Below are 22,877 nucleotides of genomic sequence, written 5' to 3'. Positions count from 1 at the left end.
ACGCTGACAAGCATGAAAGAAAGTAACCAAAAAAAACCGATTACCCCTCGACACAGACAAAATTTTGCGCAAACTGGGTAGCTTAATTACAAAACCATAGATAATTACTGCAGTGAAGCTGCAGTCACCACACCCATAACAGGAATGTTTAATGAACCCGGTAGTCATTTCAGTCTGCGTCATGCTGGCATTGGCGCTTATGCGTGTAAATGTCGTTGTCGCGCTCACGTTCAGCGCCGTCCTTGGTGGCTTGGTCGGTGGTCTTAGTATTTCCGACACCATTAGTGCCTTTGAGGGCGGACTGGGTGGCGGCGCCACCATTGCCCTGAGCTATGCGATGCTCGGCACCTTTGCGGTCGCTATCAGCCGTTCTGGGATCACGGATGTGCTTGCGCACTCGGTGATCCGCAAGTTAAACGCGCGTCCAACCGATGCCAACACCGCCACCTTTAAATATGTTGTTTTAGTCCTTTTAGGGCTGTTAGCGATTTCGTCGCAAAATGCGATTCCGGTCCACATTGCCTTTATCCCTATCGTGATCCCCCCACTATTGCATGTGTTCCAACGCCTAAAGCTCGACCGTCGTCTGGTCGCCTGTGTACTCACCTTTGGCTTAATCATGCCGTATATGGTGTTACCGGTCGGCTTTGGCGGCATCTTTTTGAACAACATTTTGCTCAAAAACCTCAATGACAATGGCTTAGATGTGGTCGCGAGCCAGGTTCCTACCGCCATGTTATTGCCTGCAGCGGGTATGGTGGTTGGCCTGTTGATCGCCACCTTTATTAGCTACCGTCAGCCGCGCCAATACAGTGAAAAAGACGTCTTGAGCGCTGAGCCGGAAAACCAAGGCATTCAATCGCGCAACTTGTGGGTCGCCGCGATTGCCATTGTCGCCGCATTAAGCGTGCAACTAATGGCAGGCTCAATGATTGTGGGCTCGTTGGCTGGTTTTATGGTGTTTACCTTTGGTGGCGTGATCCGCTGGAAAGACACCCAGGATGTGTTTACCAAAGGGGTGCACATGATGGCGATGATTGGCTTTATCATGATCACCGCCGCGGGCTTTGCTGCCGTCATGAAAGCCACGGGGGGCGTCGAATCCTTGGTCGCGTCCCTATCGGGGTCAATTGGTGAGAACAAGCCGCTTGCAGCCTTTTTAATGTTAGTGGTGGGGCTTTTGGTCACCATGGGGATCGGCTCGTCATTCTCAACCATTCCCATTATTGCCACTATTTATGTCCCCCTCTCACTGGCATTTGGTTTTTCACCGATGGCGACGATTGCCTTGGTAGGCACGGCAGCCGCATTGGGCGACGCGGGCTCGCCGGCATCTGACTCCACCTTGGGTCCCACATCGGGGCTGAATGCCGACGGTCAGCACGAGCATATTTGGGATACTGTGGTACCCACCTTTATTCACTACAACTTGCCATTAATTGCGTTTGGCTGGCTAGCGGCCATGGTGCTCTGAGCGGGTACGCTAAACAAACGTAACGCGCAATGTCAGACATAGATGAATACAAAAAAGCCACGTCCAGGACGTGGCTTTTCAATGTTTGTCACATCAATAACCGCGTTATTCGTTGTCACTCGCATCACGGCGCTCAGCCGCTTCTTTGACCAATGGCTGTAGCTCACCTTTTTGGAACATTTCCAGAATGATGTCACAACCGCCGACCAATTCACCTTCAATCCAAAGCTGAGGGAAGGTCGGCCACTGCGCGTATACAGGCAGCTCTGCGCGGATATCTGGGTTTTGTAAGACATCTACATAAGCAAACTTCTCGCCACACGACATAAGCGCTTGAGAGGCTTGTGAAGAAAAACCACAGCTTGGCAGTTTTGGCGACCCTTTCATGTAAAGCAGAATCGCATTTTCTTCGATTTGCTGCTTGATTTTGTCCGTTGTTTCCATTGCTTCCTCGAACACTGTCTGTGAATCTTGCCTTGATTCTACTGGTTAACAGGCCGGAAAAAAATGCCTAAATCTTTTGTGGGATTAGGCATAAAAATTTTACTGCGATCCTTTTAATAAAGTAAAAACTTGCTAAACTACACTCAGCAAAACGAAAATAGTAGCCACACCCGATGCTTAGGTGGTGAGTTGTTGATGTGCTCATTGATGACAAACGACACGCTTGAGCGGCCGGTGATGGACTACAGGAAGCACTCTCACGATAAAAACGGAGATATAAGCAATGTCATTCCAACTACCTGAACTCCCTTTCGCAAAAGATGCGCTAGAGCCACATATCTCAAAAGAGACGCTGGACTATCACTATGACAAGCACCACAACACCTATGTGGTGAAGCTTAATGGTCTGATTGAAGGCACTGACTTTGAAGGTAAATCACTGGAAGAGATCATCAAAACCTCTTCAGGCGGTGTATTTAACAATGCTGCGCAAGTGTGGAACCACACCTTCTACTGGCACTGCCTAAGCCCTAACGGTGGCGGCGAGCCTACTGGTGACGTTGCAGAGGCAATTACTAAAGCCTTTGGCTCTTTTGACGAGTTTAAAACTCAGTTCACCAACGCCGCGGTCACTAACTTCGGCTCAGGCTGGACGTGGCTGGTGAAAAAAGCAGATGGTTCAGTGGCGATCGTCAACACATCAAACGCTGAAACCCCACTGACTCACGACGGTGAAACGCCACTACTGACCGTGGACGTGTGGGAGCACGCTTACTACATCGACTATCGCAACGTGCGTCCAGACTATCTGGCTGCTTTCTGGAAGTTGGTCAACTGGGACTTTGTTGCGAAAAACTTCGCAGGTTAAGTCAGCTTACGAAAAAGCGTGAAGTTAAGGGGGCGTCTATCGCCTCCTTTTTTATGCACGCTTGATACGCTAGGACTAAGCGATACAGAACATCGGACACAAAAAAGCCGCCAACTCCGTTGACGGCTTAATGTGGCTATTACACGGCCATTAGCCTTGCTCTTTTTCCGACAAGATAATGCGCAACGTACGACGTAGAGGCTCTGCCGCGCCCCACAGCAGCTGGTCACCCACGGTAAAGGCATTAAGGAAATCGTCACCCATCGCCAGTTTACGCAAACGACCCACAGGCACAGACATGGTGCCTGTCACCTTCGCCGGGCTCAGATCCGTCATGGTCACATCGCGTTCATTAGGGACAACACTGACCCAGTCGTTATGAGATGCAATCATGTCTTCAATTTCATCCATTGGCACTGCTTTTTTCAGCTTAATGGTCAATGCCTGGCTATGACAGCGCATCGCTCCCACGCGAACGCACGTACCGTCGATAGGGATTGGGTTATTGTCTAACCCCAAGATTTTATTGGTTTCAACCGAGGCTTTCCACTCTTCCTTGCTCTGACCATTTTCGCGCTTCACGTCAATCCAAGGGATCAGTGAACCGGCAAGCGGCACGCCAAAGTTGTCACTTGGGAAGTCACTCGAGCGCATGGTTTGCGCAACTTTGCGGTCAATGTCCAAGATAGAAGTGGCAGGGCTGGCCAAATCAGTGTTGACAGCATCATTAATCACGCCCATTTGGCTGATCAGCTCGCGCATGTGCTTGGCGCCTGAGCCTGACGCAGCTTGATAAGTCTGGGCGGTCATCCACTCGACTAGGCCATTTTGGTATAGGCCACCCAAGCCCATCAGCATCAAACTCACGGTGCAGTTACCACCAACAAAGGTGCGCGTGCCTTTATGAATTCCCGCTTGGATTTGTTTGAAGTTAATCGGATCCAAGGTGATGATACTATCATCTGCCATTCGTAGTGATGACGCCGCATCAATCCAATAGCCTTTCCAACCTGATTCACGCAGCTTTGCGTAAACATCGTTGGTGTAGTCTCCGCCTTGGCAGGTGATAATAGCATCGAGGGTTTTTAGCATCTCAATGTCGTAAGCGTCTTTTAGCGTGCCCGCATCCTTACCGTAGTTAGGTGCGTCGATACCCACTTGAGAGGTACTAAAAAAGACAGGTTCGATATGGTCGAAATCTTTTTCTTCTACCATACGCTGCATCAGCACAGATCCCACCATGCCACGCCAGCCAACTAAACCTACTCGCATCATAATTTTCACACTCCATGTTGTGTGACCGTCGTATAAAGTTCGACAGTCAGTGAAAAAACGTTTTTGATACTAACACGTCTTTTCTCAGTCGTCAGGTTAGCCCCTTTTTCTGCTCAATTATCCACCATTTCTTAAACATTCCGTCACTGATCCCTTACTTGGTTTAACGTACATACGTCGAAAAACACTGCCCTCATACACATAAAAATCATCAATATAAAACAGATAATTAACCTTAAAGACACGATGAAACAACATATAGCAATGGCCATTAACCTCGCTCGCGTTCGACTCACATAAGCGACAAAAATGTTTCCCATCTCATTGTTCTGTTAGCTAGAGTATGACGCCTCACAAATGGAACAAAGGATACTGACACACGGACAGTGATGTGAGTTTGGTTGTTGCTAGTTGCATCGCTAAATCGCGCAGGGAGTAGTCGCGCAATCACAGACGATCCACCTTCCGATAATGATATTGATACGTTCGCCCTATCGGTTGTCACCGAGTGCGACGTGAAGAAGGTTCAGTTATGACAACACATCAAATTCGATTACCATCCATCGTTCAGGTCATTCTGGCGCTTGGTGCATTTTTGGCGCTCGCGTTTTCGTTTACCGCAAAACTCGATTTACCCATCCAACTGGCATTATTTATTGGCTGGTTTGTGATCATGGGCTTGGGGCTCAAATTAGGCCACCAATACAAAGACCTTGAATCGGCAGCAACCAAAGGTATTTCCAACGGTCTTGGGGCGGTGTTAATCCTCCTGTCCGTGGGCGCTCTCGTGGGTACCTGGATTGCAGGCGGCATTGTCCCCACCATCATTTATTATGGTCTGAAAGCTATCCACCCTTCTATCTTCCTTTTAGCGACCATGTTGATTTGCTCATTAACCGCTTTGGCGACAGGAACCTCTTGGGGCGCAGCCGGTACTGCGGGGATTGCAATGATGGGCATTGGTCAAGGCCTAGGCATTCCAGCGCCAATGACTGCGGGTGCGGTGCTGTCAGGGTGTTATTTCGGTGACAAAATGTCTCCGCTGTCTGATTCGGTGATCCTGGCATCATCGATGTCAGGGGTGGAAATTGTCGAGCATATTAAAGGCATGCTTCCGATTGCGCTTATCAGCTACATCATTACCGGCATTCTGTTTACCCTTGTTGGCTGGCACTATGCCGGCAATGTGGATATGAGCCAGGTAGAAATGGTGAAACAAGCGATGCAAGATCAGTTTGTCATCACCCCGATGTCATTTATTCCTGTCCTCATTGTCCTTGCCCTGCTCGCCATGCGCCTTCCATCCTTCCCGGTGATCAGCTTTGGCTCGTTACTGGGCGTGGTGTGGGCAGTCATGCTGCAAGACATGGCCCCTGTTGCGGCGATTAATACCGCCTGGGCCCCCTTCTCTGTCGCGTCAGGAGTGGATTTCATTGATGCCATTCTCAATCGCGGCGGTATGTCATCCATGCTTGGTTCTGTGGCCGTGATTGTGTTTGGTCTCGGTTTCGGTGGCTTGTTGGAAAAAGTGGGCGTACTCCATACCATCGCTAATCTCTTTGAGCGCCGCGTCAATAGTGCTGGAAGCTTGGCCACCTCCACCATTGGTACGGCCTTTATGGGGAACATTTTTGGCTCAGCGATGTATGTATCACTGATCTTAACCCCCAAAATCTGTGCGAAAAACTACGACCGCTTGGGTTATCAGCGCAAGAACTTATCCCGTAACGCCGAGTTCGGTGGTACCTTGACATCCGGGATGGTGCCTTGGAGTGACAACGGCATTTATATGGCAAGCATCTTAGGGGTCGCCACCTTGTCGTATGCGCCGTTTATGTGGCTAAGCTTTGTTTGTATCGCTGTAACTATCGTAACTAGCTACATGGGTTGGTTTGTCGACAAAGTCGAGCCAGCACAGAACGCGCACACTGACGACGCAGCGACCCTAGACGCCGCGCCCGAGCGCGCATGAAAACGCAGATCACATATTGTGGTCAATGCGTCGCTAAGTGAAGTAAAGAAAAAGCGGGACACCATCAGGTGTCCCGCTTTTTATCATATAGACCACACTGACCCAGCCATGGTCAATGCTCTAGACGCTAGTCATCATCTCGGCTCGATAAACGACGCTGAAGCTGGTCACGCAAGTTCGGCGGCGTGCCTTTAATGGTCAGCGTATCTGTCTCTGGATCATAAAACACACGCTCTCCTAACAGCATGGCGTTAAAGTTGACCGACAAACCACCGCCGGCCCCGACAAACTTGGTGAGCTTTCGCATCGTGGTTCTATCAGCCGGGAACTGCGCTTCAAGTTCATACCCTTGCTGGTTAGCGTACTGATAAAAGTCAGTGCCGTCAGGCGTCGCTGGCAGTTCACCGGCCAGCTCTTTCACCACCACTTCATCACCGGCTTTGAGCTGATCATTACAATAATCAAACACTTGCTTACGGGTATTATGCTTTTCTTCCTTGTCGAGGCGGGCATCGTCGCAGTAGTCTTCTACCGCTTGCATCAGCACCTGATTTTGCTGCTTACTATCCATTCCCACTTCCGCTTGCAGAAAGTCGAGGAAGAAATCAGCGACTTTGCGCCCCACGCGGCCTTTGATAAAGGAAAGATAGCGATTTGATTCGGCATCTGTCTCCCACGTCGATAAGTCAATGCGCGCAGCGATATCCATCTTGCTCACATCGAGATACTCGGTGGCATTCACCTCCAGTTCATCAGTGACACGTAAACTGTGCTTCGACTCGAGCACGCCGATAAACAGATAGTCCGTCGCGAGCGCTCGGTAGTGCGCCATCACCAGGGTACCGTTGTCGGCAAAAGGGTATTTTGCTAATTCAGCGCGCAAGCGCTCCACCGCTCTTTCGGACAACGCTTGAAAGTCGAGCGTGTCGGCGCGATAGGCCTTTAACCACTGCTGGAAGTCACTCTCGGTGTCAAACAAAGCAAACCCTTTGCCTGCTTTTGCATGATAAACCCGATGAATATCTCCCATCAGGTTTTCCGTCTGCTCGGTGAGCGGCAACGGGCCGTCTCGAAGGTGAACGTTAAGCGAATCATCATCTTGCTTAACGATTTGATGCAATATTACGTTAGAAAGCGTGAGGGTCATGATTGAAAAGATTTTCAGTAAGACTAAAGTGTGAGTTATTATACGCTGCTTTGGTTTTAAGAAGAAAAGACGAATTTATGCCTGTAACTTCAAAATATGACGACGAGCAAGTGGAACGTATTATCAGTGATGTTGTCAACGTGTTAGAACAACACGGTGCCTCTACGGATTTATCGCTGATGGTGATCGGGAATGTCGCCACTAACATCCTTAATCACAATATTCCTGCCGCCCAACGCCAGGCATTTGCCGACAAGTTTGCCCAGGCATTAATGGCATCCATCGATAAGCAATAATGCAAAAAGCAGCAGTCGCTAATAAGAGAAGAATAAATTTGTATGGTTGATAGCGGAACATCGTATCGTGACAAAGTATCCCAGCTAATCAGTTGGGGGCATTGGTTTAGCTTTTTTAACATCATTGCCGCTATGTTGCTGGGCACGCGCTACATCAGCCAATCAGGATGGCCTGAAACGCTATTAGGGCAAAGCTACTTGGTGTTCAACTGGGTTGGGCACTTTGGCTTTCTGGTGTTTGCGCTTTATATTCTGATTATTTTCCCGGCCAGTTTTCTTATCCCCTCCCAGCGGTTAATGCGGCTGTTTGCCGTACTGGTTGCCACCATTGGGATGATGGTGCTGCTGCTTGATATTTACGCTTACCAAACCCTGCACCTTCACCTTAACCCATTGGTGTGGGAGCTGCTGTTAAGTGGCGAAAAAACCGATATGAATGCGCATTGGCAGTACTTGTTTATTGCCGTGCCTGCTATTTTTATCTTAGAGCTGATTATTGCTGAATGGGTGTGGCGCAAACTGCGTAAACTGACGCGTAAACGTATCGGTATCCCCGTGGCTGCCGTCTTTGCGCTTTGCTTTATCTCTAGCCACCTTATCCATATTTGGGCGGATGCCTTCATATACAGCCCGGTCACCGCACAGCGCTCTACCTTCCCGGTCTCCTATCCGATGACCGCGAAAACCTTTATGGAAAAGTACGGCTTACTCGACAGGCAAGAGTATCAACGTTTGCGCGAACAACGTGGGCAGGAAACCAGCGAAGTAATCCGCTACCCTCTCAAACCACTTGCGTTCGCCCCGGATGCCAACAAGTATCAGAAAAACTTACTGATGGTGATGGTAGAGGGGCTGCGTGCGGACATGGTAAACCCGGTAACCATGCCTCACCTCCACCAGTTTGCCAATCAAAACCTGTGGTTTAAAAATCACTTTAGCAGCAGCAATGATGACATGGCGGGGTTGTTTGGCTTTTTCTACGGCTTGCCTGGCAGTTATGCGCAAAGTGCCCGTACCGAGGGACTGCGCCCCGTACTGATAGAAACACTCAAACAGCGAGACTATCAATGGGGATTGTTTAGTGGCGATCATTTTGCCAACCCCATTTATTATCAAAGCATTTTCAGCCAAGCGCTTGAACGCGACAGCCAATCGGATCAACCCGCTTGGCAGGCGGACGCCAACGCGGTTGCCTCGATGCGCAACTGGCTGGCGCACCGCGAAACCGACAAGCCATGGTTTGGTTACCTGGAATTGGCAACGGTGAATGAATACGAGCAAGGTGGGGACTACCCACAGCCTTTTCAGCCGGCGCTTGACAGTGCCATGGCAGGGGTCGATACCCAGACAAGCTTGGTACTAAAAAACAGTTATAATAACGCCGCACATTACGTTGACGAGCAGCTTGGCCGCTTGCTTGAGCACCTAGACCAGGCAGGGCAGCTGGACAACACCGTGGTGATGATCACCGCCAATCACGGAATGGAGTTTAACGAAACCGGACTCAACAGCTGGGGCTCAAACTCAAACTACAGCCGATATCAGTTACAAGTCCCTATGATTATGCATTGGCCCAACCAAGATGCGGAGCAAATTGCGCATTACAGCAGCCACCTAGACGTGGCCCCTACATTGATGGAGTCAATGCTATCGGTCAGCTCTCCGGCGGAGACGTATAGCAGTGGAACCAACTTGTTCGAGCTTAAAAACCGTCCACGCAAGTGGGTACTTGCTGGCGATAGCCGAGATATCGTGGTGGTACAACCGCAAAAAACCACTGTGGTGGATAAGTTTGGCAACTATAAAGTGTTTGATAAGCACTACACCCCGCTGCCAGAGGGGAAACCGCAGTTGTCACTGCTGATGCAGGTGATGCATGAACTGAAACGCTTTTATTATCCCGAAGAGCCGTCGTCGTGATTAGCAAGGCGCAGAGGAAAACGTCACTTCGCCATGCTATGTTGACGCTTTAATAGCCAAACGGTTGAAAAACCGAAAAACAATCCCCCTTGGCAATTGACACCCACTAGGCCGATTCGTAATATAGCGCTTAGTCGGTCTGTAGCGCAGCCTGGTAGCGCACTGTCATGGGGTGTCAGGGGTCGCTGGTTCAAATCCAGTCAGACCGACCAATATTTAAGCCCACCGTTCATCGAACGGTGGGCTTTTTCGTGTGTGCGAATTAAAGGCGGTTACTTCGCTTGTCGCCCGATAAATGCCGCAACCACGGTATCTTCGCCTAGTTGACGAGAGAACACATAGGCACCCGCTTGGGGGATGGCTTGATGCTTGCCTGCACCAATCGCCGGATGATCTTGCCTAAACTGGCCCACTTTACGCCAATGGTTCAGCAAGTCAGCTTGCATAGCGTTGCGCTGCCATATCATGTCTGAACGAGTGCCTTGATGGAAATCGTCCCCGTAAGGGCCCAAGTCACGCCCGACTTCATCACCATAGAACACTTGTACCGCACCGGGCGCTAGCAACAATGCGTTGGCGGCACCACGCTGCATGCTGGCGTCTTTAAAGCGACTGAAAAATAGCTCAGTATCATGGGAAGACATATAGCTTACCGGTATGAAATCCGCCTCTTTTGCCATGGTGTCTGCATACGCTTGATAAGTGTCTTGCATTTCACTCAAACAGTACGCTCCCTTATCCATCTGCTTTTGCAAATCGAAATTAATCAACGCATCAAAGCCTTGGTCAAAGTAAGGGCTGCGATAAGCACGGTGGCCCCATACTTCTCCCATCATCCAGAACGGCTCTCCCGTTTTGTCATGCTGACGCCGCCAAGTCTCTAGCGCCGCCGAAGCTTGCGATTTCAATGCTCGCCAAACCTCGCCATCGACATGCTTGACCGTATCCACCCGAAAACCATCAATACCGAAACGCTCTACCCATTGGGTTTGCCATTCAAGTAAGTAATCACTCACGGTATAGTTATCGCGCGCTTCAACGCGGGTACCTGGGTTGTTTAGCAACCATTGCGGTGGCGTCACTGGCTGATCGGATTCCGTTTTAAAATCCGGTAGCCCGGCCAATGTCAGGGTTTTATCACTGCTACCGGGCTGATCATAACCCGGTAACCCCGCACGCACCCAGTCTTTGCCCCACCATTGGTGCCAGTGGGTGCTCTTGTAGTCAATGGCCTCATGAAAGTCATGCCAACTTTGCCCCTTATCGGGCTGCCAATCTTGCCATTTCTCTGGCAACTCAGCGTCATTGACGACGTTAATCCCATCTTGCTGTAAGTCCGCGAGCGTGGCATAACCTGGATGGTTGACCACAGCGTCTAGGAACACTTTTAGGCCGCGCTGATGCGCTTCATCCACGAGGGTTTTGAGCACGGCATCATCACCAAAGTTGTTGTCCACTTGAGTAAAATCACGTGACCAATAACCGTGGTAGGCATAAAAAGGAAAACTGCCTTGGCTACCACCGCCGACAAAGCCATGCACTTGCTCGACAATCGGGGATAGCCAGATCACATCTGTGCCGAGCGACTGGATATAATCCAGTTTATCAATCACGCCTTGCAAATCCCCACCATGAAAAGTGCCGATGTTCTGTGCATCATCTTGATGACGCCCATAACTGTGATCGTTGCTCGGATCGCCATTGTTAAACCTGTCTACCATCACAAAATAGATATTGGCATTCCGATAACTAAACGCAGAAGAAGGCGCGTCAACGGGGGCCAGCAGCACCAAGCCACCGCTGTTCGCTGCCGGCGTCAGCGTGACACTGTGATCCTTTACACGCACCACTTGGCCACTGAGTGCTTCTTTTAGCTGAGTGCCTTCAGCAAAGCTATCGCCAAGCTGCAAAGTGACAGGCCCGCCTTGATACTGCTGGCATTGCACATCCGGCAAAGGCCGTTTAAAGGTGGAGGCCGTCTTTTTCGGCTCTCGTTTTACCCGTAATGTGCGCGTATCCGATTGATAATAAAACCCATAGTCACCGGCAAAACGAATGGTGAGATCAAAGGTGCTGGCCGTGCCGCACACCAGCGGTATCGGCGTATTAAACTTGGCGCTCGAGGGTGTATTCGCTTGGCACTCGCCATCCACACCGTCCACCGTGATTTGGTAAGTGGTTTTTCCCAATGCAAAGACCGCCGGTGCGTCTGCGTTGAGTGGCTTATCGGCTTGTGTGGTTGAGGTGGTCACTGTGATATGGGGAGAGGCTGCGGCTGTCATTGACAGCGAAGCGGCTATCGCGATAGCGAGCCGCTGCCAAGTAAAAACAGGGGTCATGATCGTGCTCCTTGCGATTTTCTTTTAGGGTAAAAAAACCGCAAGCGATTGACATCATTCCTGCTTCTGCGCCCTAAAACTGTGAGCCATGACCATCAAAGGATGAGCTAAGCCAGTTATCCCTTGCGCGCGTAATCGGCAACCGCATAGTGAGATATTAATCATTATCCACCCCCAAAAGCTCGCCAATATCGGCAGCAGGGGCTGGACGACGATATAAATAACCTTGCCCAAAGGTGCAGCCTAGCTCATGCAATATGGCTTGTTGATGTAGCGTTTCTATTCCTTCTGCCACCACGCCGATCCCGAGACTATCCGCCATCGCTATCATCGCTGACACAATCGCGACTTCTTCTTCGTCGGGAGACTGGCTTTGAATATCTTTGATAAAGTGACGGTCAATTTTTAGTTTCGAGATCGGATAACGTTTTAGATACGCCATGGACGAGTAGCCCGTACCAAAATCATCGATCGCTATCCCGACACCTTTCTCACGCAATTTTTCGAGAACACGCAGCGCATTGGCTTGGTTTTCGATCAAGGTGTTTTCCGTTATTTCCAGCTCTAAAAAGCGTGGATCGGCGCCGGTGCGTGCGATGGCTTCGGCCACCACCTGGGTGAAAGTGACATCCGCGAGGTTACGCGGTGAAATATTCACGGCCATGGAGATCGGCGCCCCCGCATCATGCCAAGCCTTTAGTTGGCGACAGCCGGTTTCCACCACCCATCGCGTGATATCATGAATGATTGAACGCTCTTCGGCGACCTCGATAAAATCAATGGGAGACAGCAGGCCGCGCTCAGGATGATGCCAGCGCAATAATGCCTCGACACCCACAATCAGCCCCGTCATCAGATCCACTTGCGGCTGGTAAAAGAGCTCCAGTTCTTCATTTTGCACACATTGGCGTAACTCCACCGCCAAACGTAGCTTGTGGTTGGCATCAATGGTCAACGCATCATCATAGAACGCATAGGTGTTGCGGCCCGATTTTTTGGCGTGATACATGGCCGAATCGGCGAATGTGAGGAGCTCTTCGGTACTCGACGTATCGTCTGGGTATTGCGCAATACCAATGCTTACCCCGATTTGCGCATCAATGCCACCATCGAGGACAAACAAACGGTTCATGGCATGGATCACGTTTTCAGACAAGCGAATACACGCGGTGTCATCAGTGTGAATCAAACGAAGAATGACAAACTCATCGCCCCCCAAACGTGCCAAGGTGTCACCTTCATCAAGCAAACCATGCAGGCGCTCACTGACCAACTTCAATAGTGCGTCGCCCACCGCATGGCCATGGCTGTCATTAACGAATTTAAACTGGTCGAGATCCAGAAACATCAAGGCTATCTGATTGCGCTGAACGGACTGCATGTTCATCGCTTGACGAACACGGGATGTTAGCAACAGACGATTCGGTAACCCGGTCAGCGCGTCATAATGGGCCAAATCAATCAACTTTTTCTCCGAGTCCTTAAGCTTAGTGATGTCAGAGAAGACACCAATATAGTTAACGGCCTCTCCGCTCTCGTCTTTCACTACGCTAATAGAAAGCAATTGGGGATATACCACGCCATCTTTACGTCGGTTCCATATTTCGCCTTTCCAACGCCCTTCGTCGGCGATTTGTTGCCACATCTCACTGAAAAACGCGTGATCATGACGCCCTGAGTTCAAAATGGCTGGCGTGGCACCCAGCACTTCTTCCTCTTTATACCCAGTAATCGCGCTAAATCCGCCATTTACCGTGACAATCCTTCCCGCCGCATCGGTAATCAGCACCCCTTCACTGGACTGCTCAAATATTTTTGCATTCAGCATGAGCTTTCTCTCTACTTCAAGACGTTCTGACACATCATGAATGACAGAAAAAAGCAGCTTGGCATGGCCAATGGTGATCGGTGAAGAATGAACTTCCACTTGCCGCACCTCACCACTTTTCAGCCGATGTGAGAAGATAAAACAATTTTTCGCGCGCTGTTGTGCCTGCGAGAGGCTTTCTCTGAGGACACTATCGGTTTGAGTATTGATATCACTGATCTGCATCGACGTCAGAGCAGCATGGTCATAGCCATAGAACTGCTGCGCACTGTCATTGGCATCAAGAATATCGCCCGTTTTCGCATCGAGGAGCATCATCGCCGCATCGTGACGTTTAAAAATGCTTCTAAAGCGGTAGCTATCATCCACCACACGCCCGATCGATTGGGCAAAACTGCGCCCCGCATTGTAACGGCCATACAGGCCACCCAGCCAAAAAAGCAAAATAATCGTACCCACAACCCAGACCGTGGGGTGAGGATGCAACCCTTTCCACCCCGATTGCGGTACCCCCAGTAAACGCCAATCCCCCGAGGGCAAATTGACCGTGACCGTCTCAGGCGACTGGCTGAGTACTGACGTGTCACCATAAACCGTCGTGAATACTGATTCTGATTCGCGTTTTTCTTGTAATACCGCGCGGACAGGATAGTTTTCACCTTGCTTAAAACTGGCGGAGAACAAACCATCAATATCTAACACCGTGGATAACACCCCCCAAGGCAGACCGGTGTTTTGGTTAACGATTGACTGCCTGGCAATCAACGCCGTCCCGCCTTGTATAAGCTCAACAGGGCCGGAGATGACCGGCTGTCTCGAGCCATAGGCGGCACGAACACTCTCTAGTTGCTCGGGAATATCATGATAATGGGTACCCAATACGGAAGTTTCTAACGTGTTGGGGTAAACGTGGCTGATCACCCAGTTTCGCGCGGCACCAAAATTAAGAATATAGGGGGTTTTGTCTTGAAGCTGGCCCGCAAACTGAGAAAAATCCTCTTGGTCCAAATCCGGATTAAGGCTGATGTAGGTGGCAAGCCCGTGGCTTAAATCCAAATTCTGCGTCACTTTCAGCTCAATACGAGAGCGATAGGCCAATAGCGCACGCTGCACTTCTTTCACCTCTTGGTCATGCGCTTGCTGGTAAAGCCAAAACTCCACCGAGACCACAGAGAAAGCAAAGACCATGATGGAGATAAGCACATTATAAACAAACCCCACTCGCGCGGAGCGGCGCGCGACTTTATCAAGCGCGGATGGAACAGCTTGCTGCATGACGTGATATAACCTTATTTCGCACGACTAATAGGGCGAAAATAACCAAACTTCAGGTGTAGCACGTGATTATAAAGGGCGTGAATAGTTTCGCCAGTATTACTATTAGGTTTCACAACATTGCGCATAAACAGTATGCTTGATGGGGCTTTTCTATCAAGCGGTTACCCCTTTCACTCAAGGTAACCACACCAACGCAGCGATGCAAAACAAGGAGTGTGCATGGCAATGACCATCGAGTATGGTCTGCTACTGGTCAGCTTAGGACTGGTCGCAGGGATTATTAATACGTTGGCGGGCGGCGGCTCGAACTTAACCTTACCCGCGTTGATGGTGATGGGCATGCCGGCTGATGTTGCTAACGCCACCAATCGTGTAGCGGTTTGGTTACAGTGTGTATCTGGCATGTCAGGCTTTCGCCAACACAATAAGCTAGAGACACAAGACATTATCCCCGTTTTGATCCCCAATTTACTCGGTGGCCTTTGCGGTGCATTAGCCGCCGCTTGGCTCCCGACCAGCTGGGTGAAACCCTTGTTGCTTGGTACCTTACTGACCATGACGCTGGTGATGCTGATTAAACCCGCGACCTTTGGCCCCCCAGAGGGAACACCGACAAAACGCGTGAAAGATACGCCCATGGCTTGGTTGGGTCTCTTACTGGCTGGCTTCTATGGCGGCTTCGTGCAAGCCGGGGTAGGATTTGTACTACTGGCAGCGCTGTGCGGCACACTGCACTACGACTTAGTGCGTGGCAATGCGCTCAAGCTGGCCTGTACGCTCGCTTTTACGACGTTATCCTTAGTGGTGTTTATTGCCGATGACCTGGTGCGTTGGGTTCCCGGATTAATATTGGCATTGGGCGCCATGCTAGGGGCACGGGTTGCGGTACGCTTTGCCATTTCCGCCAACCCCAAGGTGCTAAAAACCTTCTTATTTGTGATGACCTTGATCGGCTGCATCGCCGCCTATGCGTTCTAACGCCCGGCCTGTGTGTCAGGTGGCCGCATGACCAGGCGCGACACTTGCTCACCGGCTACGCAATATGCCGCTGCATGAGGCTATCTCGTGGCTTTGCGTGTGCGTTTTGTGGCACGCGTTGATGTCGCCGTTGACTTTTGATTAGCAGCCGGCTTTGCTTTCGTTGTTCGCTTTCGGTAGCCGGACGTACGCCGCCCTTTACGCGTGAAAGATTTAGAGGGGGCGGCAGGCAAGTCGCTTAACGAGGCCGGCGGTGGCGATGTTTTCACGGTTTCAATTAAGCCTGTCACTTGTGCCGTTAATCCTTGCATAAAAGGATGATATCCACACTGACGATCCGCCATATCTTGCAGTTGCCGCTCCCAATCCGCCGTCATATCCGGATACGTGGCACTGTCTGGCAGTGCGGCGATAAGCCCTTTACCACTGGCGCTGGCGTGTAACGTTTTTCCTTGCCGCGTTAATAACCCACGTTTCACCAATAACTCAATGATACCCGCACGGGTTGCTTCGGTGCCTAAGCCGTCAGTCTCACGCAATATCTCTTTCAGGGCTTTGTTTTGTACATAGCGACCAATGCCTGTCATCGCTTGCAGCAGGGTCGATTCCGTAAACGCCGCAGGCGGCTCTGTCATGCAATCTTTAATCTCACCGCGTTCACAGCGTTCTTGATCGCCTTTATTCATCAGCGGCAAGGGGGCGGCGTCACTGTCAGCCGTTTGTCGAGTCGGCAACAAAGCACGCCAGCCTGCTAACGTCAGCACCTTCCCTTTGGCGATAAAACAGCCGCCTGCGATATCAAATATGAGCTTGCCTTCCGCGTATTCGGCAGCAGGGTAAAACTGCATCACGTATTGGCATGCGATGAGCTGATAAATCTTTGCTTCATCGGCTGACAAGCTTGTCGGCGCGACTTTCGCCGTGGGGATGATCGCATGGTGAGCGCCTACTTTACTGTCGTTCCATGCCTTACCTTTACGCTGAGGATCAGCCTCATCACACGCCTGGCTAAGCGCCTCACAGCCTTGCTTAATGGCACCGAGTATCTTATTTGCCTCGGCGAAGTGGCCTTTGGGCAAATAACGACAGTCTGAGCGCGGGTAAGTGATCAGTTTGTGGCGTTCGTAAAGCTGTTGGCACACATCCAGTGCTTTTTGCGCACTAAAACCAAACCGCTTTGAAGCGTCAATTTGTAATGCCGACAAATTGTACGGCAACGGCGCGGTCTGTTTGCGTTGTTGACGCTCCGCTTCAGTGACGGTCGCGGTTTGTCCTGCGATGCGTTGTGCGACATTTTCTGCCAAGGGACGAGACAGGACGCGTCCCTGTTCATCTTGCCACTTTGCACATGCCTCACTGGGCTGCCAACGTGCCCGTATCTCTCCCTCTGGATGAGCAATGATCGCATCCAGTTGAAAAAATGGGTGTGGCACAAAGCTGTCTATCGCCTGATCACGGCGCACCACCAGCCCTAACACTGGCGTTTGCACACGTCCGACTGATAACACGCCTTGGTAGCCGGCCTGTTTCCCTAACAAGGTATACGCACGAGACAAATTCATCCCATACAACCAGTCGGCCCGTGAGCGCGCTAAGGCAGATACGGACAGTGGCATGTAGGCTTTGTTGTCTTGCAGTTGCGCGAGGGCTTTCTTCACCGCAGAAAGGTTTAAGTCACTGATTAAAAGGCGCTTAATGTTAGCTTTTTTGTTAGCACTGACCTTGGCGTAATCAATCACTTCATCAACCAACAGCTGCCCTTCTCGATCGGGATCGCCCGCGTGCACCAGTTGGTCAAACTGCTTGATCAGCTTTTTAACAATAGCCAGTTGCGCCGCGGCGGCTTGACGAGGACGGAGCTGCCATTTTTCAGGCACAATAGGCAGATCAGCCAGATCCCACTTTTTATAGCGGCTGTCATACGCATCCGGCTCAACCTGCTCCAGTAAATGGCCAATACACCAGGTCACCACGTCGCCTTGAGCGGTCTCGATGTAACCTTTGTGATTTTTGTGCGGTTTGGGTAATCCAGCCGCAATTGCGCGTCCGAGACTGGGTTTTTCCGCTATAAACAATCGTGCCATGACAAAGCCTTTTTAACCGTCGCTGAGCGCATGGTATGCAAAGGCCGATCAGGGCGCAATAAAAAACCTGTACATATGCACAGGTTTTTCGAGGTGAGCGCGATGGGTATGCACTCAGAGATAAGTGACATACTTGCTGGCATCGCGCTTTGGGGCATTGGCTGGGGCGCAATCTGGCGTTCCTAAGTATAAAAAGCCCACAATCTGATCGTCACCTTCTACCGACAGCGCGTCGCGCACAGCAGGGTGATAAGCAAAGGCGCCAGTGCGCCAAAACCCTTGAAAGCCCTGCGCGACAGCGGCCATTTGCATCGCTTGCGTGGCACATCCCGCCGAGATATGTTGCTCAATGGTAGGAACTTTATCGTGCGGACGCGTACGGGCAATCACTGCGACCACCATAGGCGCTCGAAACGGGGCATTACGCGCTTTCTCAATCGCCGCCTCATCCGCGCCATTGGTTTGTGCGGCGTCGGCAAGAATGGTGGAAAGCCGGGTGAGCCCCTCACCTTCACAGATCACAAATTGCCATGGCGTCAACGCGCCGTGGTCAGGGGCGCGCAGTCCTGCTTGAATGATGTTTTCAAGCACGTCACCGCTCGGTGCAGGCGCGGCAAGACGCGGTATCGAGCGACGCTGTAAGAGCATTTCAAGTGCGTCCATGATTCATCCTTTTTGCCGTTAAACGGCCATGTATAACTCGGTTACAATAGATTAACACAGCTGTGAACAGATAAAATCGTGCAATGTGTATGGATTTAGAGTGCCAACGCCGTTTCAATCCCTTGGCGAATCGCGCGTTTCGCGTCCAATTCGCCCGCATGCTCTGCGCCGCCAATCAAATGGTAAGACACCTTCGCCTCATCCAACTGCTCAGCGAGCTGGTTAACGGACTCTTGCCCTGCACACAAGATGATCTCAGTGGCAGGAATCAAGTGCGCCTCGTCTTTGATACTGACGTGCAGCCCCTCATCATCAATTTTGTGATAGGTCACCCCTCCTACAAGATTCACACCCCGTTTTTGCAAGGTTTTACGATGGATCCAGCCAGTGGTTTTGCCCGGCCCTTTGCCAACACGTCCCTCGCGACGCTGTAGCACCCACACCTGCTTATCGCTATGGGTATCATGGCCAGGATACAAGCCGCCTTCGTGGCTTATGGTTTTATCAATGCCCCACTCTTTAAGCCAATCATCCAAGCTTTGATCGCTGGGCTCGGTGATCATGGTGGCAACATCGACCCCAATGCCTCCCGCACCAATGATGGCAACATGGCTGCCAAGGGCTGGCTTCTCGCGAATAAACGCTTGGTAATCAATCACTTTTGGATGGTCGATACCTTCAATCGCGGGGCGGCGCGGTTTGACGCCTGTTGCGATAACAATGTCGTCGAATTCGCGCAAGGCGTCCACATCCACAGACTGATTGAGTGTCACCGTCACCCCCGCTTTTTCTAGCCTTCGAAGGTAATAGCGAATGGTTTCTTTAAACTCTTCTTTTCCTGGAATGGCCATCGCCAAATTAAATTGCCCGCCTAGACGATCCGACTTTTCGAATAAGGTCACGTCATGACCCCGCTCAGCCGCTTCGGTGGCACAGCTAATCCCCGCCATGCCTCCCCCAATCACCGCTACTCGTTTCACTTGCCGAACAGGCGTCGCCACTAGTTCCGTTTCGTAACAGGCTTTCGGGTTCACCAGGCAGCTTGCCCGTTTTCCTTTGAACACGTGATCTAAGCAGGCTTGGTTACAAGCAATACAGGTATTGATGTCATCCGGCTGTCCCGCCTTAGCTTTGGCAACAAACTCCGCATCGGCCAAAAAGGGTCGTGCCATCGATACCATATCCGCCTGCCCGCTCGCCAAAATCGATTCGGCGACCTCCGGTGTATTAATGCGGTTACAAGTGACTAGGGGCACCGACACTTCACCTTTAAGTTTTTCGGTCACCCAGCTAAACGCACCACGTGGTACCTGGGTGGCAATGGTGGGCACGCGCGCTTCATGCCAACCGATCCCCGTATTGATAATGGTCACGCCCGCTTGTTCAAGGCCTTTGGCTAAGGCAACCACATCCTCGAAGGTATTGCCTTGCTCGACCAAGTCCAGCATCGATAGGCGGAATATCACGATAAAGTCGTCGCCAGCAGCCTGACGGACCGCACGCATCACTTCAACGGCAAAGCGCATTCGATTTTCAACCGCCCCGCCCCACTGGTCATACCGACGATTAGCGCGGTGACAGAAAAATTGATTAATGAGGTATCCTTCCGATCCCATGATCTCGACGCCATCATAGCCCGCTTCTCGGGCGAGCGCGGCACTGCGACCAAAGGCTTTAATCGTGCGCCAAATCGCCCGCTCACTCATTTCAAACGGGGTGAATTTACTGATAGGTGCGCGAATGGCTGACGCACTTTGCGCGAAAGGATGAAAGGCATAACGCCCCGCATGCAGAAGCTGAAGCGCAATTTTCCCGCCATTGGCATGGACCGCTTCAGTGATGGCACGATGTGCACGTGCCGCGCGTCCGGAGCTAAATTGCGCGCTAAATGGGGTCAAGCGACCGCGAAAATTGGGCGAGAAGCCACCTGTGACAATCAACCCTACATCGCCTTTCGCACGCTCGGCGTAGAAGGCCGCTAGCTTTTTAAAACCATCGTTTGCTTCTTCAAGCCCAGTATGCATAGAGCCCATTAGGACCCGATTTTTTAGGGTGGTAAACCCAAGGTCGAGTGGGGCTAGCATGTGGGGATAAGGGTGCTGTTCCATTGCTTGCTCACTTATTGTTTGTGGTCTGACCAGACTATACCGCTGACAGATACGTGATTTCAAACATTCGTTTACAAGTTAGCAACATGGTGTCGCGATTTATGATCTAGGTAGGACTTTCACCCAGTATTAGCGTATATCGACAATCGCTAGCACCTATCGCTCTTGGCTCTGATCAGCTAGGATATCAGCGACATGCACCGATGGACTCAAGTATGAAAAAACTGTTCCGCTTTATTGCATCCCTTTTTAAATGGCTGTGGCGTGCGCTCAGTTTCGCGCGGCAACTTTTGTTAAACGTCCTTTTCATAGGCGTGATTGTTGCCATCTACTTTGCGCTCACCTCAGAAACACCCCTAACGCCCAAAAAAGAGGCAGAGTCCGTGAAGGTGGCACAGTCTGATCCCGAGCCACGCGCGCTTTTGCTGAATATTGATGGCCCGATTGTTGAACAGCGTCAACGGCTTAGCCCAATTGATACGCTGTCGCGCAACGCGCTCGGCCAGCCGGTTGAAAGTGAAAATGTGTTGTTTGACATTGTCGACACCATACGCCATGCCGCCACCGACGAGCAGATCAATGGGATTGTACTCAGCCTAGGCGACATGCCGTCCACCAGCTTGACCAAGCTGAGGTATATCGCCAAAGCCATCAATACGTTTAAAGAGAGTGGCAAACCCGTGATTGCCATCGGCGGCACCTATAGCCAAAGCCAGTACTATTTGGCCAGCTATGCCGATGAAGTGTTGATGTCACCTGATGGCATGGTGATGCTGCAAGGCTATGGTAGCTACAACCTTTACTGGAAGGACTTACTCGATAAATTGGATGTCTCTACCCATGTGTTCCGAGTGGGAACATATAAATCGTTTGTTGAGCCTTACACGCGCAACAACATGTCTGATCCCGCCCGCGAGGCGAATCAAGCCTGGCTATCTCAGCTGTGGGATGCTTATGTGCGCGATGTCGCGGAGAACCGTGGTATCCAAGCCGGTATGTTGTCTCCCAGCGCAGAGCAACTCCTCACGCGATTACGCCGTTTCGAAGGTGACTTCGCCGCGTTATCTAAAGACGTGGGAATCGTCGATAAGTTAATGACGCGCCAGCAAATCCGTCGCTATCTCGCCGAGACGTTCGGGAGCGATGGCAAAGACAGCTTTGAATACACAGGTTATTACGATTACCTGCCGAAGATACAAAATGGGTTTAGCTTGCCAGGCAACAATAACATTGCCGTCGTCGTCGCCAGCGGCCCCATCATGGACGGGCAACAACGCCCGGGTACGGTGGGGGGGGATACCACCGCAGCCTTGCTTCGCGATGCGCGTCTAGACAACAGTGTTAAAGCCGTGGTGCTACGTGTTGATAGCCCTGGAGGTAGCGCTTTCGCCTCTGAAGTCATTCGTAATGAGGTGGATGCATTGCGTGAGGCAGGCAAACCCGTGGTGGTTTCCATGTCAAGCGTCGCCGCTTCCGGTGGATATTGGTTATCGGCCAGTGCCGACCAAATCATTGCCCAACCGACGACGATCACTGGTTCAATTGGTATTTTTAGCCTATTCACCACCTTTGAGAACACGCTAGATGATTTGGGTATCCAGTCGGATGGTGTGGGCACCACCCCGTTTGCCGGAGTGGGGCTGACTCGCGCGCTCCCTGATGAGGTAGGAGAAATCATGCAACTCGGCATCGAGCACGGCTATCACCGCTTCCTCTCCGTTGTCAGTAACCACCGTAACATGTCGATGGAACAAGCCGATCAGGTCGCGCAAGGCCGCGTCTGGACGGGACAAGACGCATTGAATCTCGGCTTAGTGGATAAGTTGGGTGACTTTGACGATGCGGTATCAACCGCTGCCGAACTCGCTGGCATTGAGAGCTACCAGCTCGATTGGATGCAACAGCCACTCACACCCTTCGAGCAGTTTATTAATGACATGCTCGGACAAAGTGCGAGTGTGCTTGGCAAGACGGTCCAGGCGAACATGCCATCGATAGCGCAACAACTGGCGTCGTCACCACAGTGGCAGTCATTGACCTTGTTGGAAAAATTTAACGACCCGCAAGGGCGTTACTTATTCTGCTTGAACTGTCAGTACCAATAAAATCGACTAGCCCTGACCATACAGTCAGGGCTTTTTCCTGTTTTTCTTCTATTCTGTGTGCCGCTCGGTGTTATCGATGTAATCGTTACATGTATACT

At 51.1% G+C, this 22,877-nt stretch carries 15 protein-coding genes and 1 tRNA gene; 8 read left to right on the top strand and 8 right to left on the bottom strand.

Annotated elements, in window-relative coordinates; genetic code table 11:
* The first annotated feature begins 151 nt into the window (after positions 1 to 151).
* Positions 152 to 1,474 (top strand): Na+/H+ antiporter family protein, encoded by a 1,323-nt coding sequence (locus tag EHW56_RS11415; RefSeq protein ID WP_046075305.1) that lies wholly within the window; start codon positions 152 to 154, stop codon positions 1,472 to 1,474.
* A gap of 105 nt (positions 1,475 to 1,579) precedes the next feature.
* Here the strand turns inward: EHW56_RS11415 and grxD are convergent, their stop codons facing one another.
* Entirely contained in the window at positions 1,580 to 1,918 is a 339-nt protein-coding gene (grxD, locus tag EHW56_RS11410; protein WP_046075304.1) for a Grx4 family monothiol glutaredoxin, read from the bottom strand.
* A 283-nt stretch (positions 1,919 to 2,201) separates the two neighbouring features.
* On the opposite strand from grxD, the gene sodB reads away from it, so the two are divergent.
* On the top strand, positions 2,202 to 2,786 hold the full coding sequence (gene sodB / locus EHW56_RS11405; protein WP_046075303.1) for a superoxide dismutase [Fe]: 585 nt from the start codon (positions 2,202 to 2,204) through the stop codon (positions 2,784 to 2,786).
* A 150-nt stretch (positions 2,787 to 2,936) separates the two neighbouring features.
* On the opposite strand, the gene asd is transcribed toward sodB, so the two are convergent.
* The gene (gene asd, locus EHW56_RS11400) at positions 2,937 to 4,058 is read right to left on the bottom strand and encodes an aspartate-semialdehyde dehydrogenase (protein WP_102505349.1); all 1,122 of its coding nucleotides are present in this window, start codon (positions 4,056 to 4,058) and stop codon (positions 2,937 to 2,939) included.
* A 535-nt stretch (positions 4,059 to 4,593) separates the two neighbouring features.
* Between asd and nhaC the strand changes: the two genes are divergently transcribed.
* Positions 4,594 to 6,033, top strand: a complete 1,440-nt coding sequence (gene nhaC, locus EHW56_RS11395; protein ID WP_046075301.1) for a Na+/H+ antiporter NhaC — start codon at positions 4,594 to 4,596, stop codon at positions 6,031 to 6,033.
* Positions 6,034 to 6,160: 127 nt separating this feature from the next.
* On the opposite strand, the gene yejK is transcribed toward nhaC, so the two are convergent.
* A complete protein-coding gene (gene yejK, locus EHW56_RS11390; protein ID WP_152795696.1) occupies positions 6,161 to 7,180 on the bottom strand; it encodes a nucleoid-associated protein YejK in 1,020 nt (339 codons plus the stop codon).
* 77 nt (positions 7,181 to 7,257) lie between these two features.
* On the opposite strand from yejK, the gene EHW56_RS11385 reads away from it, so the two are divergent.
* The 3 genes from EHW56_RS11385 to EHW56_RS11375 all read left to right on the top strand — a co-directional run bounded on the left by EHW56_RS11385 (position 7,258) and on the right by EHW56_RS11375 (position 9,608).
* Positions 7,258 to 7,476, top strand: a complete 219-nt coding sequence (locus tag EHW56_RS11385) for a YejL family protein (RefSeq protein WP_152800428.1) — start codon at positions 7,258 to 7,260, stop codon at positions 7,474 to 7,476.
* A 42-nt stretch (positions 7,477 to 7,518) separates the two neighbouring features.
* Positions 7,519 to 9,396 (top strand): DUF3413 domain-containing protein, encoded by a 1,878-nt coding sequence (locus EHW56_RS11380; protein ID WP_152795694.1) that lies wholly within the window; start codon positions 7,519 to 7,521, stop codon positions 9,394 to 9,396.
* A gap of 135 nt (positions 9,397 to 9,531) precedes the next feature.
* Positions 9,532 to 9,608 (top strand) — tRNA-Pro (locus EHW56_RS11375).
* 60 nt (positions 9,609 to 9,668) lie between these two features.
* Here the strand turns inward: EHW56_RS11375 and EHW56_RS11370 are convergent.
* Positions 9,669 to 11,735: an alpha-amylase gene (locus tag EHW56_RS11370; protein ID WP_152795692.1), complete on the bottom strand. Its 2,067-nt coding sequence runs from the start codon at positions 11,733 to 11,735 to the stop codon at positions 9,669 to 9,671.
* A gap of 157 nt (positions 11,736 to 11,892) precedes the next feature.
* Complete coding sequence (locus EHW56_RS11365; protein WP_152795690.1) at positions 11,893 to 14,838, bottom strand: EAL domain-containing protein; 2,946 nt, start codon at positions 14,836 to 14,838, stop codon at positions 11,893 to 11,895.
* 222 nt (positions 14,839 to 15,060) lie between these two features.
* Between EHW56_RS11365 and EHW56_RS11360 the strand changes: the two genes are divergently transcribed.
* Entirely contained in the window at positions 15,061 to 15,819 is a 759-nt protein-coding gene (locus EHW56_RS11360; protein WP_152795688.1) for a sulfite exporter TauE/SafE family protein, read from the top strand.
* A gap of 80 nt (positions 15,820 to 15,899) precedes the next feature.
* On the opposite strand, the gene EHW56_RS11355 is transcribed toward EHW56_RS11360, so the two are convergent.
* The 3 genes from EHW56_RS11355 to EHW56_RS11345 form a co-directional block, all read right to left on the bottom strand.
* Positions 15,900 to 17,903 (bottom strand): DNA topoisomerase III, encoded by a 2,004-nt coding sequence (locus EHW56_RS11355; RefSeq protein WP_152795686.1) that lies wholly within the window; start codon positions 17,901 to 17,903, stop codon positions 15,900 to 15,902.
* 114 nt (positions 17,904 to 18,017) lie between these two features.
* Positions 18,018 to 18,566 carry an NAD(P)H nitroreductase gene (locus EHW56_RS11350; protein WP_046075294.1) on the bottom strand — a complete coding sequence of 183 codons (549 nt, stop codon included), beginning with the start codon at positions 18,564 to 18,566 and terminating at the stop codon, positions 18,018 to 18,020.
* Positions 18,567 to 18,661: 95 nt separating this feature from the next.
* The gene (locus tag EHW56_RS11345) at positions 18,662 to 20,674 is read right to left on the bottom strand and encodes an NADPH-dependent 2,4-dienoyl-CoA reductase (RefSeq protein WP_152799664.1); all 2,013 of its coding nucleotides are present in this window, start codon (positions 20,672 to 20,674) and stop codon (positions 18,662 to 18,664) included.
* Between the two features lie 215 nt (positions 20,675 to 20,889).
* On the opposite strand from EHW56_RS11345, the gene sppA reads away from it, so the two are divergent.
* Entirely contained in the window at positions 20,890 to 22,779 is a 1,890-nt protein-coding gene (sppA, locus tag EHW56_RS11340) for a signal peptide peptidase SppA (protein WP_152799666.1), read from the top strand.
* The last annotated feature ends 98 nt before the right edge of the window (positions 22,780 to 22,877 follow it).

This window comes from Salinivibrio sp. VGrn1 (assembly GCF_009377995.1).
GTDB lineage: Bacteria > Pseudomonadota > Gammaproteobacteria > Enterobacterales > Vibrionaceae > Salinivibrio > Salinivibrio siamensis.
This window is presented reverse-complemented; position numbering and strand designations above follow the sequence as displayed.

What these genes read in the sequence shown, in the direction of transcription:
- EHW56_RS11415 (WP_046075305.1), top strand. Translation starts at nt 152, where the DNA reads ATGAACCCGGTAGTCATTTCAGTCTGCGTCATGCTGGCATTGGCGCTT.
- EHW56_RS11380 (WP_152795694.1), top strand. Translation starts at nt 7,519, where the DNA reads ATGGTTGATAGCGGAACATCGTATCGTGACAAAGTATCCCAGCTAATC.
- sodB (WP_046075303.1), top strand. Translation starts at nt 2,202, where the DNA reads ATGTCATTCCAACTACCTGAACTCCCTTTCGCAAAAGATGCGCTAGAG.
- EHW56_RS11360 (WP_152795688.1), top strand. Translation starts at nt 15,061, where the DNA reads ATGGCAATGACCATCGAGTATGGTCTGCTACTGGTCAGCTTAGGACTG.
- EHW56_RS11355 (WP_152795686.1), bottom strand. Translation starts at nt 17,903, where the DNA reads ATGGCACGATTGTTTATAGCGGAAAAACCCAGTCTCGGACGCGCAATT.
- nhaC (WP_046075301.1), top strand. Translation starts at nt 4,594, where the DNA reads ATGACAACACATCAAATTCGATTACCATCCATCGTTCAGGTCATTCTG.
- EHW56_RS11365 (WP_152795690.1), bottom strand. Translation starts at nt 14,838, where the DNA reads ATGCAGCAAGCTGTTCCATCCGCGCTTGATAAAGTCGCGCGCCGCTCC.
- EHW56_RS11345 (WP_152799664.1), bottom strand. Translation starts at nt 20,674, where the DNA reads ATGGAACAGCACCCTTATCCCCACATGCTAGCCCCACTCGACCTTGGG.
- EHW56_RS11385 (WP_152800428.1), top strand. Translation starts at nt 7,258, where the DNA reads ATGCCTGTAACTTCAAAATATGACGACGAGCAAGTGGAACGTATTATC.
- EHW56_RS11350 (WP_046075294.1), bottom strand. Translation starts at nt 18,566, where the DNA reads ATGGACGCACTTGAAATGCTCTTACAGCGTCGCTCGATACCGCGTCTT.
- yejK (WP_152795696.1), bottom strand. Translation starts at nt 7,180, where the DNA reads ATGACCCTCACGCTTTCTAACGTAATATTGCATCAAATCGTTAAGCAA.
- grxD (WP_046075304.1), bottom strand. Translation starts at nt 1,918, where the DNA reads ATGGAAACAACGGACAAAATCAAGCAGCAAATCGAAGAAAATGCGATT.
- asd (WP_102505349.1), bottom strand. Translation starts at nt 4,058, where the DNA reads ATGCGAGTAGGTTTAGTTGGCTGGCGTGGCATGGTGGGATCTGTGCTG.
- EHW56_RS11370 (WP_152795692.1), bottom strand. Translation starts at nt 11,735, where the DNA reads ATGACCCCTGTTTTTACTTGGCAGCGGCTCGCTATCGCGATAGCCGCT.
- sppA (WP_152799666.1), top strand. Translation starts at nt 20,890, where the DNA reads ATGAAAAAACTGTTCCGCTTTATTGCATCCCTTTTTAAATGGCTGTGG.